This is a genomic window from Pinisolibacter sp. (assembly GCF_036782435.1).
Lineage (GTDB): Bacteria > Pseudomonadota > Alphaproteobacteria > Rhizobiales > Ancalomicrobiaceae > CALBKH01.
The window spans coordinates 1-12,179 of the sequence record NZ_DAIPZB010000051.1 but is presented as its reverse complement, the minus strand read 5'-3'; the positions used below and the strand labels follow the sequence as shown (position 1 = coordinate 12,179).

The following is a 12,179-nucleotide window of genomic DNA, read 5'->3' as shown; positions in this document are numbered from 1 at the left end:
ACGGTGCATCACAAGTCGACCGCTTCGGTGACGAACCCGAGCCGCCGCGCCCTGCTCGCCGGGCTGGCGTCGCTCATCGCCGTTCCGGGCGTGGCTTTCGCGGAACAGTCGGGGGTCGAGAGCCCGCTCGAGGCGCTCACCCGTTCGCAGACCGTGCGCGAATGGCAGCAGAAGTACGACGTCGGTGACACCTCGCGCTACGAGCGCATCAAGTCCGACCTGCCGCTGCTCTCGCCCGAGACCGTCGCGGCGATGGAATCGGCGCTGCCACAGCTGCAGGAGATCGTCGCGCGCGGCGGCTGGCCCCAGGTCGAATCGAAGTCGAAGCTGAAGATCGGTTCGCGCTCCGACGCGGTGCAGGTCCTGCGCCAGCGCCTCGTCGTGTCCGGCGATCTTCCGGCCGAGCAGCTGCGCACCGGTTATCGCGACACCTTCGACAGCTACGTCGACGCCGCCGTCCGCCGCTTCCAGGTGCGCCACGGCCTGCGTCCCGACGGCATCGTCGACCACACCGTGCTCGACGTGATGAACGTCACCGCCGACGTCCGTATGCGCCAGCTCGAGACCAACCTCATCCGCATCCGCTCGATGTCGGGTTTCCTCGGCGATCGCTACGTCTTCCTCAACATCCCGGCCGCCGAGCTCGAGATGGTCGAGCAGGGCCGCGTCGTCGAGCGCCACAACGCCGTCGTCGGCAAGATCGATCGCCAGACCCCGGTTCTGTCGTCGCAGATTCGCGAGATCAACTTCCATCCCTACTGGCACGTGCCGGTGTCGATCATCCGCAAGGATCTCATCCCCAAGATGCAGACCGAGCCGGATTATCTCGCCAAGAACCACATCCGCATCTACGACCAGCGTGGTCAGGAAGTGCCGCCGGAGTCCATCGACTGGAACTCCGATCAGGCGCTCCAGTACCGTTTCCGTCAGGATCCGGGCGACGACAACGCCATGTCGACGGTGAAGGTGACCTTCCCCAACCCGCACGACGTCTACATGCACGACACGCCGTTCAAGGACCTGTTCGGCGACAACAACCGCTTCTATTCGTCGGGCTGCATGCGCATCCAGAACATCCAGGGCTACGTCACCTGGTTGCTGCGCGACAGCGGCTGGACCCCGCAGCAGGTCGAGGAAGCGCTGCGCAACGGCCAGCGCCTCGATGCCAAGCTGAAGACGCCGGTCCCGGTCTACACCAACTACGTCACCGCCTGGGTCACCCGCGAGGGCGTGGTCCACTTCCGCGACGACATCTACAACCGCGACGGCGTCGGTATGCTGGTGGCGCAGGAGTGATCTTCCTCGCTCGAGGATCGCACGCGCCACACCCTGAACGAGCCCGGCCCCCGCCGGGCTCGATCGTTTTCCGCTCCTCCTCGCCGAAGGGGGGAAGATCTGGCGCTCGTTTCATGCTATCGGGCGCGCGAAACCGCCGGGGGACCCGGTGAAGAGTCGAGAAGAGGTGCCCGCATGACGACGTCGAACGCCCCCTTGTTCCCGGGGTTCTTCACCACCGGTCTCGCCGAGGCCGATCCGGCCCTCTTCACCGCGATCGCCGACGAGCTGCATCGCCAGCAGGACGAGATCGAGCTCATCGCCTCCGAGAACATCGTCTCCAAGGCGGTGCTCGAGGCCCAGGGCTCGGTGATGACCAACAAGTACGCCGAGGGCTACCCGGGCAAGCGCTACTACGGCGGCTGCGAGTGGGTCGACGTCGCCGAGACGCTCGCCATCGAGCGCGCCAAGCTGATCTTCGGCGCCGAATACGCCAACGTGCAGCCGCACTCCGGCGCCCAGGCGAACCAGGCGGTGTTCTTCACCTTCCTCGCCCCCGGCGACGCCTTCATGGGCCTGGATCTGGCTTGCGGCGGCCATCTCACCCACGGCTCGCCGGTCAACCAGTCGGGCAAGTGGTTCCGCCCCGTGCCCTACAAGGTCAAGCCCGACACCCACCTGATCGACATGGACGAGGTCCGCGATCTCGCCCGCAAGGAGCGTCCGAAGCTGATCATCGCCGGCGGCTCGGGCTATCCGCGCGTCATCGATTTCAAGGCCTTCCGTGAGATCGCCGACGAGGTCGGGGCGATCTTCATGGTCGACATGGCCCACTTCGCCGGTCTCGTCGCCGGCGGCGCGCATCCGAACCCGCTCGACCACGCCCACGTGGTGACCACCACCACCCACAAGACGCTGCGCGGCCCCCGCGGCGGCATGATCCTGTCGCGCGACGCCGACCTCGGCAAGAAGATCAACTCGGCCGTCTTCCCCGGCCTCCAGGGGGGCCCGCTGATGCACGTCATCGCCGCCAAGGCGGTCGCCTTCGGCGAGGCGCTGCGCCCCGAGTTCAAGACCTATGCCAATCAGGTGGTGAAGAACGCGCGAGCCATGGCGACGGCGCTGCTGGAGCAGGGCCTCGACCTCGTCTCCGGCGGCACCGACACCCATCTGATGCTGGTCGACCTGCGCCCGAAGAAGGCCACCGGCAACGTCACCGAGAAGGCGCTGAAGCGCGCCCACATCACCTGTAACAAGAACGGCATCCCCTTCGACCCGGAGAAGCCGATGGTGACCTCGGGCGTCCGCCTCGGCTCGCCCGCCGGCACCACCCGCGGCTTCGGCGAGGCCGAGTTCCGCGAGATCGGCCTGATGATCGGCGAGGTCGTCAACGGCATCATGCGCAACGGCCCCGAGGGCGACGGCCAGGTCGAAGCCCGCATCAAGGAGCAGGCCACCGCCCTCTGCCGCCGCTTCCCGATCTACGGGTGAGAGAGACGGAAAATTGTCCCTCGGCGGTCGGTTGCGACCGCCGGGGGGTAAGTTGGATGTTAGGTTGCTTGGCCGGTGGACAAACAACCCGTGGCTGGATATGACCTCCGCGGTCCGCGACATTAATACGGCTTTTTCTTCGATGGTTGACGCGCACGAACTCGACATGGAATTTGGTATCCCTAGGCTTCCCACGAAGGTAGACCCATGGGAGGAGGGGGAAATTCCCTCTTCGCGTTGTCGGCTGGACCGCGACGTCGCGAGAGCTCTCGCGGAACTGGAATCCTCGGTTCAGAGCGCGCTGCTTCGACCGGCCGCGCAAACCAAGAATTTCATATGGGCGATGGCAGGAGATGGGGAAATAGTCATAGCGATCGAGGAAATAGCACCGAAGGCGTATAATGATTCGCCGCGTGTTCCCAACGGATATCCCCGACGGAAGGGTTTGGACCATCCGGTCGAGAAGAAGAAGCTCGGACACCCGACTTTGCTCGATGGAGGCCACGCTAGGATCGCTGGGGAGATCGCATTCGACCGAAATCCGAAGGATGGGCGGTTGGTATGGATGCTCAACGCCAATTCGGGCCGTTATTGCGCCGAGAATCCACCCAGCGCGAGACAGGTCGACAACGTAGCAGAGCGTTTCGTGAAGCTCGGATTAACCGTTACCGTTGACTATATGGATGCTGAATGAGGGGCCTAATGCTCAATGCCGTGTGACAGGGAGCTATCAGTCTGATAAAGTTGACATTAGGCAGTTATGCCTCGGGGGTGAAGGTGCTGGATATGGGTCTTATGTTGCCAAATGTTCTGGACGATTGTCTCTATAAAATGCGCCCGAGCGACCGCGAGACGCTGAAGCTGGAGTTGGCGAACCCGGCGCATGCGCATCTCGTTGTGGAGGCGATCATGCGCTACGTGGAGCGTTGGGAACGCTCCGATTGGGTGGAGGCTTACTCCGTATCCCGAATCGGCAAGTGGTTCGCTCGTGAGGCTGGCGCGGATCGTGTTGCGGAGTTGCGTAAGTGGGCCGGCGGGCACGACTCCGAAGCGCGAAATGCATTGAAAGCCGGACTGAACGCACCGAAACGACCCGAGAGGCCTATTGACGAACTTCGGACATTTTCGCCTCAGATCTGACGACTTCGTGAGCGAAGAATTAAATAGTAATGTTTGGCAGTTGCTGGATAATTTCATAATTTTCTTAGACCACACCCTCTAACGTAACCCAGACTGTTATTCGGAATTGGAAGGGCCGCGGAGCGATCCGCGGCCCTTTTCGTCTCGTCGGCCCGGGGCCGGCGGCGAACCCGGAGACACGCCGCGCCGGTCCGCCCGCGCCCCCTGCCGTCAGTTCACCCGCTTGATGCGGTCGCGCGCCGTCGGCTCGATCGTGCCCTTCGCCATGATGTGGGCCTCGAGCGCGTCGACGTCGAAGATGCCGGGCAGCGGATCGCGGCCGGTCTTGATGATCTTGAAGCCGTCGCCGCCGTCGGCGAGGAAGTTGTTGACCGTCACCCGGTAGCTGCCGGCCGGATCGATCGGCTTGCCGTCGATGGTGATCGAGGCGATGTCGACGCGCTCGCCCTCCGGCTTCGCCGCGTCCCAGGTGTAGGAGAAGTTCTTCGAGACCTGGAGGATGCGCGGCTTCGGTTGCTTCAGCCACTGCTGCTCGAGCATGATGTCGATGTCGGCGCCGCTCAGCGTCAGGGTGACGAGGTTGTTGCCGAAGGGCTGCGAGGCGAAGATGTCGCCGTAGGAGACCTTGCCCTCGTCGCCCTTCTTCAACAGGTCGGCGCGCAGGCCGCCCGGGTTGGTCACGGCGAAGGACGCCGCCCCCTTGTCGGCCGCCTTGGTCAACTCGTACTGCGCGTCGGCGACGACATCGCCGAGCACGCTCTCGCCCGCCGGCGTCTCCTCGCGGGTGAGCGAGGCGGCGATCTTGCCGACCGGCCGTTCGATCAGCGGACCCGCCACCTTCTCGTAGGCCGCGATCAGCGCCGTCTGTTCCGCGTCCTTGGCGTAAGTGTCGGTGCGGACGATGACGTTGTTCGCCTTGGCCTCGACCACGTCGCGCGTCTTGCGGTCGATCTTGAGTTTGATCTCGGTGACGATGGTGCCGAACTTGTCGCCCGAGGTGACCAGACGGCCGTCGATGGCGCAGTTGTAGGCCTTGTGGGTGTGGCCGGAGACGACGACGTCGACCGCCTTGTCGAGCTTTTTGACGATGTCGACGATCGGCCCGGAGATGCCGGGGCACTCGTTGTAGTCGCCGGTCGGGAAGCCGCCCTCGTGGATCAGCACGACGATCGATTCGATCCCCTTGGCCTTCAGCTCCGGCACCAGCGCGTTGACCGTCTCCGCCTCGTCCTTGAACGACACGCCGGCGACGCCGGACGGCAGCACGATGTCGGGCGTGCCCTTCAGCGCCAGCCCGATGAAGGCGACCGAGATACCCTCGAAGGTCTTGACCTCATAAGGAGGGAAGATCGTCTTGCCGGTGTCCTTCTCGACCGTCGAGGCGGCGAGATACTTGAACTTGGCGCCGACGAAGGGATGCAGCGCCAGGCAGCTGGTCGAGGTCTGGCAGCCGCCGTATTGCTTGCGCTTGAGCTCCGCGACGCCCTTGTCGAACTCGTGGTTGCCGACCGCCGAGACCTCGAGACCCATCGCCGACAGAGACTCGATCGTCGGTTCGTCGGCGAACAGGGCGGAGAGCAGCGGCGTCGCGCCGATCAGGTCGCCGGCGGCGACGAACACGGAGTTCTTGGCCGCGGCGCGCTTCTCCTTGACCAGCGTCGCCATCGCTTCCGAGCCGCCGGCCGGGACCGAGACCGTCTTGGCCGGGTCGGCCGGATCCTTGATCCTGATGCCGCCGCCCGGCGGCCTGAGGTTGCCGTGGAAATCGTTGATGGCGAGCAGCGTCACCTCGAGCGGCTCGACGGCTTGAGCGAACGCGGTCGCGCTCGAGAGGATCAGCGGCGCCGACGCGGCGGCGAGGAGGATGGAGCGGAGCTTCATGGCGGATCCCGTGTATCTTCGCCTCGGGCGGGCCGATGCCGGCCGAGGTCGCATCCGGCGGCAGCATCCACCCGCCGCGAAAGCCGGTCAACGCCCCATCGTCGCTCGTCCCCCGTCGCGCACGCCGGCTCTCGCCACCGCGCCGTTTCCTCGTGTAGAAACGTCGTCACGAGACCGGCCATGACTCGGTCCCGCGGGAGAAACGGCGATGCGTTGCCCCTATTGCGGCGGTGAGGACACCCAGGTGAAGGACAGCCGGCCGACCGAGGACGGCACGGCGATCCGGCGGCGGCGCATCTGTTCGTCCTGCGGCGGCCGTTTCACCACCTTCGAACGGGTGCAGCTGCGCGAGCTGACCGTGGTCAAGCGCTCCGGCCGGCGTGTGCCCTTCGATCGCGACAAGCTGATGCGTTCGGTGCAGATCGCCTGCCGCAAGCGTCCGGTCGAGCCCGAACGGATCGAGCGCATGGTCTCCGGCATCGTCCGCCAGCTCGAGAGCCTCGGCGAACCGGAGATCACCTCCGAGCAGATCGGCGAATCGATCATGGAGGGGCTGAAGAACCTCGACGACGTCGCCTACGTCCGCTTCGCTTCGGTCTATCGCAATTTCCGCGAGGCCAAGGACTTCGAGACCCTGCTCGGCGAACTCACCACCGCCGAGAGCCCGATCCGATGATCCCCCGCCGCCGCGGCGCGGGGCGCCGAGGAGCCGCAGCGCCGTGACCGTCACCGCGCTCGATCACCGTTTCATGGGCGCCGCCATCCGCCTCGCCCGCCGCCATCTCGGTCTGACCGCGCCCAACCCGTCGGTCGGCGCTCTCGTCGTGGCGAAGGGCGAGGGCGGTCCGCGGGTCGTCGGCCGCGGCGTCACGGCGCTCGGCGGCCGCCCTCACGCCGAGCCTCAGGCGCTGGCGCAAGCCGGCGCGGCGGCGCGCGGCGCTACTCTCTACGTCACGCTCGAGCCCTGCGCCCACTACGGCCGGACCCCGCCCTGCACCGACGCGATCGCCGCCGCCGGCATCGCCCGCGTCGTCGTCGCCCTCGGCGATCCCGATCCGCGCGTCGCCGGCCACGGCTTCGCCAAGCTGCGCGCCGCCGGTATCGACGTGGTGGAAGGGGTGGCGGCGGACGAGGCGCGCGACGGCCTCGCCGGCCATGTCTCACGCATCCTGCGCGGCCGCCCCCGCGTCCTCCTCAAACTCGCCGTCTCGGCCGACCGCATGCTCGGCCGGCGCGACGCGGCGAACGTCGCGATCACCGGACCCGTCGCCCGCGCCCGCACCCATGTCCTGCGCGCCGAGGCCGACGCCGTCCTCGTCGGCATCGGCACCGCTCTGATCGACGATCCGGCGCTGACCGTCCGCCTGCCCGGCCTCGAGGCGGCCTCGCCGCTGCGCATCGTGCTCGACGGCGCCGCCCGGCTGCCGGAGACGAGCCGGCTGGCGACGACCGCTCGCGACGTGCCGGTGCGCCTCCTCGTCTGCGAACACGCCGATCCCGAACGCCGCCGTACCCTCGCCGGGCTCGGCGTCGATGTCGTGCCCGTGCCGGTCGGCCCCGACGGTCGCATCGATCCGGAAGCGGCGCTCGCCCGCCTCGCCGCCGACGGCATCGGCAATCTGGTGGTGGAGGGCGGCGCCGAGATCGCCGCGACCCTCGTCGCGCAGGACCTCGTCGACGAGATCGCTCTGTTCGAGAGCGAGACCGTCGTCGGGTCCGGCGGGCTTCCTCTGCCGCCGGCGGTCGAAGCGGCGATCGCGCCCGGCTCCGGCGGCTTCGAGATCGTCGGGCGGGAGAGTGTCGGCCCCGATCGTCTGACGTGCTACCGTCGGACCCGGCCCACACGACCCTGAATCGTCCAACCCGTCGCGATCCCCCGCGACCAGGAGAAATCGCCATGTTCACCGGGATCGTCACCGCCGTCGGCGAGATCGTCGCGCTGGAGCCCCGTGAAGTCGGGGTGAAGCTGCGCGTCGCCTCGACCTACGACCCCGACGGCATCGACCTCGGCGCCTCCATCGCCCATGCCGGATGCTGCCTCACCGTCATCGACAAGGGGCGCCTTCCCGACGGCCGCGGCTGGCACGACGTGGAGGCGAGCCCGGAAACGCTGCGCGTCACCACCATGGGCGAATGGAAGGTCGGCGGTCGCGTCAATCTCGAGCGTTCGCTGAAGCTCGGCGACGAGATGGGCGGCCACCTCGTCACCGGCCACGTCGACGGCATCGCGGTGATCGAGAGCCGGATCGAGGAAGGCGACATGGCGGTCTTCCGCTTCCGCGTCCCCCACGACCTCGCCCGCTACGTCGCACCCAAGGGTTCGGTGGCGCTCGACGGCACCTCGCTGACGGTGAACGCCGTCGACGGCGACCTCTTCACGGTGCAGATCATCCCGCACACCCTGGCGGTCACCACCTGGGGAGAGCGCAAGACCGGCGACCGCGTCGATTTCGAGATCGACCTGATGGCGAGATACGTCGCGCGCCTCCGAGACGCCGAAGCGGGCGAGTGAGGGGAGGGGGCCGATCGTCGGCGCAGGGCTCCCATCCCCCGTGAGACCGTGAGCCGCGCTGGACTTTCGCCGCCCCATCCTTCATTGATCGCGGCTCGAAAGAGGACCGCATCATCCCATGTCCACTCAGCATCACCATCCCGATTTCGACCGGGAGGCCGTCGAGGGCGCTCGCGTCCTGATCGTCCGGACCGGCTTCAATCCCGAACTCGTCGCCGCCCTGCACGCCGGCGCCGTGGCGGTGCTCGACGCCGCCGGTGTCGACTACGACACCGTCACCGTGCCCGGCGCGCTCGAGATCCCGGCCGCGATCTCCTACGCCCTCGTCGCCGCCGACGAGACCGACGCCGGCGTCGACTACGACGGCTACGTCGCCCTCGGCTGCGTCGTCCGCGGCGCCACCGGCCATTACGACATCGTGGCGAACGAGAGTTCGCGCGCCCTGATGGATCTCTCTGTGCAGGAGGCGCTGGCCATCGGCAACGGCATCCTCACCGTCGAGAACGACGAGCAGGCGTGGGAACGCGCCGATGCCAAGCGTCTCGACAAGGGCGGCGCGGCCGCCGCGACGGTCCTGTCGATGATCGGCTTGCGCCGCGGCTTCGGGCTGTGACGCCATGACCGACACGAAACCCGCCGCGCCCCGCGACGTGAAGCCCGCCAACAAGCGTGGCGCGGCGCGGCTCGCCGCCGTCCAGGCGCTCTATCAGATGGAGATCGCCGGCACCGAACTCGGCGATGTCGTCGCCGAATTCGAGAATTTCCGCCTCGGCCGCGAGATCGACGGCGACACCTATCGCGAGGCCGATCCGGAGTTCTTCCGCGAGATCGTCGCCGGCGTCGTCGCCTATCAGCGCGACATCGACCCGCGCGTCGACACCACCCTGGTCGAAGGCTGGCCGCTGAAGCGCATCGACGTGACGCTCCGCGAAATCCTGCGCGCCGGCTCCTTCGAGCTTCTGAAGCGCAAGGACATCCCGGCGCGCGTCGTCATCGCCGAATACGTCGACGTCGCCAAGGCCTTCTTCGGCGAGGACGAACCGCGCATCGTCAACGCCGTCCTCGACAAGATCGCCCGCACCCTGCGCACGACCGAATTCGAGGGCTGAAACGGAAGCGGCCCGCCGTTCGGGCGGGCCGTCGTCGCTCACGGATCGAAAGCCGTACGTCACCTCACCACGTCAGGATGATCCCGGCGTCTCCCGGAAAACCGCCGGGGAATTCGAGAATGCGGGCGACGAGGCCGAAGCCGCGCGGCTTCAACTCGTCGCGCCAACGGACATAGACGTCCGCCGCCGGGCCGCGCAGCGTCGACGGCCAGTCGGGATCGGGCGCGTTGATCATGCGGCCGCCGTCCTCGCACAGTTCCGACGGGAAGCGGACGAGGAGAAACTCCTTCTCGCCGCGCGTCGCGGCTTCGAGTGCCCGCTCGAGCTTGGCGCGCCACTGATCCTCGTCGAGATGTTCCTCGCACATCCGTGCGACATGCGCCCGCCGCGCTTCGCGCCGGGCCTCTTCCTCGGCCCTCGACGCCGCGCGCTTGGCGTCGGCGTGCGCCTCGACCAGATCGCGGAAGGCGGTGGCGTCGAGCGCCGCGGTCTGCGCCGCGACCTCCTCGGAAATCCGCACGATGCGCGCCAGCGTATCGGCCGACGCTTCCGCCTCGCGAGCGCGCTCTTCCGCCACGCTCGGCGTCACCGCCGCGACCGCCACGGAAACGGCGGCCTTCTTCTTCATGGCGAGCCCGAACATCCCCAGTCTCCCTTCGTCCCCGGCGCCGTCCCGTCGGATCGTCGCCTCGTCCTCTCGCGAGCCGACGTCTCCGTCGTGCCTCGCGTCGTCCGTGGCCGATCTTTCCCGACAACCCCGAACAATCGGTAATTTTCGTGGGGCTCTCTCCGGGTAACCAAAACAGTCGGTAAACGCCACTTCCACCCGCCCTCGACCCCGTCGGCGCGATCGTCTATCGGAGGAGGGCGGCGCTCACCGACCGCGACAGGAAGCCCCCGTGCCGGGATCGACCCGCCCAGACGAAGACGATCTGATCGCCCGTTTCTTCCGTCCGCTGGCACGCGACGCCGGTGCTCTGGCGCTCGTCGACGACTGCGCCGAACTGACGGCCCCGCCCGGCTGCGATCTGGTGCTGAAGACCGACGCGGTCGCCGCCGGGGTCCATTTCTTCGCCGAGGACGACTGGGGGGCGGTCGCCCGCAAGGCGCTGCGCGTCAATCTCTCCGATCTCGCCGCCAAGGGCGCCGCGCCGATCGGTTATCTCCTCACCCTGGCGCTGCCCGCCGACTGGCGCGAGGCCGATCTCGCCCGTTTCGCCGCCGGTCTCGCCGCCGATCAGCAGACCTACGACCTGTCGCTCTACGGCGGCGACACCATCCGCTCGCCCGACGGGCTGATCGTCTCGATCTCGGTCTTCGGTGCGGTGCCGCACGGCCGTATGGTCCGTCGCGCCGCCGCCTGTCCCGGTGACCGCCTCTATGTCTCGGGAACCCTCGGCGACGCCGCGCTCGGCCTGATCGCCCGCTGCGCGCCGCCGCGCGCCGCCGCGTGGGCTCTCACCGCCGACGAGGCGGCGCATCTCGCCCGCCGCTACCTCCTGCCCGAACCGCGGCTGCCGCTCGCTCCGGCGATCCTCGCCCACGCCCGCGCCGCCATGGACGTCTCCGACGGCCTCGGCCTCGATCTGTCGCGGATGTGCCGCGGATCTGACATGGCGGCGGAGGTGGATGTCGCCGCGCTGCCGCTCTCGGCCGCGGCGAGCCGGGCCGTCGCCGCCGAACCGGCGTTGCTGGAGACCGTCCTCGGCGGCGGCGACGACTACGAGATCCTCGCCGCCGTCGCGCCCGACTCGACCACCCGCTTCGAGGCGGAGGCCGCCCGCGCCGGCGTGCCGGTCGCCGCGATCGGCCGGATCGTCGAGAAAGCGTCCGCAACCGACCCCGACACCGCCGGCGGGGCCGTCCCCCGCTTCCTCGATCGTGACGGACGATCGCTGCCGCTGGCGCCCGGCGGCTTCCGGCATTTCTGAAACGTTGCCGAGGGTTGCGACCTTGGTCGAAGAGCCGCTCGCGGCGGAAATGCGACGTGACGTCGCAGGGTGGGGTCCGTCCGCCGATTAACCGTTCGTTTACGCCCGAGGTCGCGCTTGACGGCCCATCGGGCGTGATTAGGCTGGCGCGCGATCGAACGGCGGCTTCCAGGGCTGGCCGCCGGATCTGCGACACTACGCTCGACGCGGCGCTCGAAAGACGGGGACCAACCCGTGAAACGGCGTTCGCGACATGAACGGGAGGCATCATGACCATACTCGTCGTCATTCTCTGCGGCCTCGTATCGATCGTCTATGGCGTCTGGGCCATTCGATCGGTGATGGCCGCCGATGCGGGATCGGCCCGCATGCAGGAAATCGCCGGAGCGGTGGCCGAGGGCGCGCAGGCCTATCTGAAGCGCCAGTACACCACCATCGGCCTCGTCGGTGTGGTCATCCTGATCGCCCTCGGCATCCTGCTCGGCAAGGAAGTGGCGATCGGGTTCCTGATCGGCGCGGTCCTCTCCGGCCTCGCCGGCTTCATCGGCATGAACGTCTCGGTGCGCGCCAACGTCCGCACCGCCCAGGCCTCGACCCAGTCGCTCGCCGCCGGCCTCGACATCGCCTTCAAGGCGGGCGCGGTCACCGGCATGCTGGTCGCCGGTCTGGCGCTCCTCGGTGTCGCCGTCTACTACGCCATCCTCACCGGTCCGCTCGGTCACGCGCCCAACGACCGCATCGTCATCGACGCGCTCGTCGCGCTCGGCTTCGGCGCTTCGCTGATCTCGATCTTCGCCCGTCTCGGCGGCGGCATCTTCACCAAGGGTGCGGACGTCGGCG

Annotated in this window: 13 protein-coding genes; 11 read left to right on the top strand and 2 right to left on the bottom strand. The window is 67.9% G+C overall.

Going from position 1 to position 12,179, the window contains the following annotated elements; genetic code table 11:
• Positions 1-3: 3 nt before the first annotated feature.
• From V7Q42_RS18055 to V7Q42_RS18040, 4 genes are all read left to right on the top strand, one after another.
• Positions 4-1,296 (top strand): L,D-transpeptidase family protein, encoded by a 1,293-nt coding sequence (locus V7Q42_RS18055; protein WP_333825536.1) that lies wholly within the window; start codon positions 4-6, stop codon positions 1,294-1,296.
• A gap of 174 nt (positions 1,297-1,470) precedes the next feature.
• Entirely contained in the window at positions 1,471-2,766 is a 1,296-nt protein-coding gene (glyA, locus tag V7Q42_RS18050) for a serine hydroxymethyltransferase (RefSeq protein ID WP_333825535.1), read from the top strand.
• Between the two features lie 100 nt (positions 2,767-2,866).
• Positions 2,867-3,460 (top strand): hypothetical protein, encoded by a 594-nt coding sequence (locus V7Q42_RS18045; RefSeq protein WP_333825534.1) that lies wholly within the window; start codon positions 2,867-2,869, stop codon positions 3,458-3,460.
• Positions 3,461-3,543: 83 nt separating this feature from the next.
• The gene (locus V7Q42_RS18040) at positions 3,544-3,906 is read left to right on the top strand and encodes a hypothetical protein (protein ID WP_333825533.1); all 363 of its coding nucleotides are present in this window, start codon (positions 3,544-3,546) and stop codon (positions 3,904-3,906) included.
• Between the two features lie 210 nt (positions 3,907-4,116).
• On the opposite strand, the gene V7Q42_RS18035 is transcribed toward V7Q42_RS18040, so the two are convergent.
• Positions 4,117-5,787: a bifunctional metallophosphatase/5'-nucleotidase gene (locus V7Q42_RS18035; RefSeq protein ID WP_333825531.1), complete on the bottom strand. Its 1,671-nt coding sequence runs from the start codon at positions 5,785-5,787 to the stop codon at positions 4,117-4,119.
• Between the two features lie 208 nt (positions 5,788-5,995).
• Here V7Q42_RS18035 and nrdR point away from each other — a divergent pair, with 208 nt between their 5' ends.
• The 5 genes from nrdR (at position 5,996) to nusB (ending at position 9,408) form a co-directional block, all read left to right on the top strand.
• Positions 5,996-6,463: a transcriptional regulator NrdR gene (gene nrdR / locus V7Q42_RS18030; RefSeq protein WP_333825530.1), complete on the top strand. Its 468-nt coding sequence runs from the start codon at positions 5,996-5,998 to the stop codon at positions 6,461-6,463.
• Positions 6,464-6,536: 73 nt separating this feature from the next.
• Positions 6,537-7,640: a bifunctional diaminohydroxyphosphoribosylaminopyrimidine deaminase/5-amino-6-(5-phosphoribosylamino)uracil reductase RibD gene (gene ribD, locus V7Q42_RS18025; RefSeq protein ID WP_442958230.1), complete on the top strand. Its 1,104-nt coding sequence runs from the start codon at positions 6,537-6,539 to the stop codon at positions 7,638-7,640.
• A 44-nt stretch (positions 7,641-7,684) separates the two neighbouring features.
• A complete protein-coding gene (locus V7Q42_RS18020; RefSeq protein ID WP_333825528.1) occupies positions 7,685-8,299 on the top strand; it encodes a riboflavin synthase in 615 nt (204 codons plus the stop codon).
• 118 nt (positions 8,300-8,417) lie between these two features.
• The gene (gene ribH / locus V7Q42_RS18015; protein WP_333825527.1) at positions 8,418-8,912 is read left to right on the top strand and encodes a 6,7-dimethyl-8-ribityllumazine synthase; all 495 of its coding nucleotides are present in this window, start codon (positions 8,418-8,420) and stop codon (positions 8,910-8,912) included.
• A gap of 4 nt (positions 8,913-8,916) precedes the next feature.
• A complete protein-coding gene (gene nusB, locus V7Q42_RS18010; RefSeq protein WP_333825526.1) occupies positions 8,917-9,408 on the top strand; it encodes a transcription antitermination factor NusB in 492 nt (163 codons plus the stop codon).
• 64 nt (positions 9,409-9,472) lie between these two features.
• On the opposite strand, the gene V7Q42_RS18005 is transcribed toward nusB, so the two are convergent.
• Positions 9,473-10,051, bottom strand: coding sequence for a hypothetical protein (locus V7Q42_RS18005; protein ID WP_333825525.1), 579 nt, complete (start codon positions 10,049-10,051; stop codon positions 9,473-9,475).
• Between the two features lie 256 nt (positions 10,052-10,307).
• Here V7Q42_RS18005 and thiL point away from each other — a divergent pair, with 256 nt between their 5' ends.
• Together thiL and V7Q42_RS17995 are read left to right on the top strand one after the other, a co-directional pair.
• The gene (thiL, locus tag V7Q42_RS18000) at positions 10,308-11,339 is read left to right on the top strand and encodes a thiamine-phosphate kinase (protein WP_333825523.1); all 1,032 of its coding nucleotides are present in this window, start codon (positions 10,308-10,310) and stop codon (positions 11,337-11,339) included.
• 269 nt (positions 11,340-11,608) lie between these two features.
• On the top strand, positions 11,609-12,179 hold a 571-nt coding region (locus V7Q42_RS17995), incomplete at its 3' end, for a sodium/proton-translocating pyrophosphatase (RefSeq protein ID WP_333825522.1).

Coding starts and splice junctions, on each gene's coding strand:
- V7Q42_RS18020 (WP_333825528.1), top strand. CDS start 7,685: ATGTTCACCGGGATCGTCACCGCCGTCGGCGAGATCGTCGCGCTGGAG.
- V7Q42_RS18005 (WP_333825525.1), bottom strand. CDS start 10,051: ATGTTCGGGCTCGCCATGAAGAAGAAGGCCGCCGTTTCCGTGGCGGTC.
- V7Q42_RS18035 (WP_333825531.1), bottom strand. CDS start 5,787: ATGAAGCTCCGCTCCATCCTCCTCGCCGCCGCGTCGGCGCCGCTGATC.
- glyA (WP_333825535.1), top strand. CDS start 1,471: ATGACGACGTCGAACGCCCCCTTGTTCCCGGGGTTCTTCACCACCGGT.
- nusB (WP_333825526.1), top strand. CDS start 8,917: ATGACCGACACGAAACCCGCCGCGCCCCGCGACGTGAAGCCCGCCAAC.
- V7Q42_RS18045 (WP_333825534.1), top strand. CDS start 2,867: ATGACCTCCGCGGTCCGCGACATTAATACGGCTTTTTCTTCGATGGTT.
- nrdR (WP_333825530.1), top strand. CDS start 5,996: ATGCGTTGCCCCTATTGCGGCGGTGAGGACACCCAGGTGAAGGACAGC.
- ribD (WP_442958230.1), top strand. CDS start 6,537: ATGGGCGCCGCCATCCGCCTCGCCCGCCGCCATCTCGGTCTGACCGCG.
- ribH (WP_333825527.1), top strand. CDS start 8,418: ATGTCCACTCAGCATCACCATCCCGATTTCGACCGGGAGGCCGTCGAG.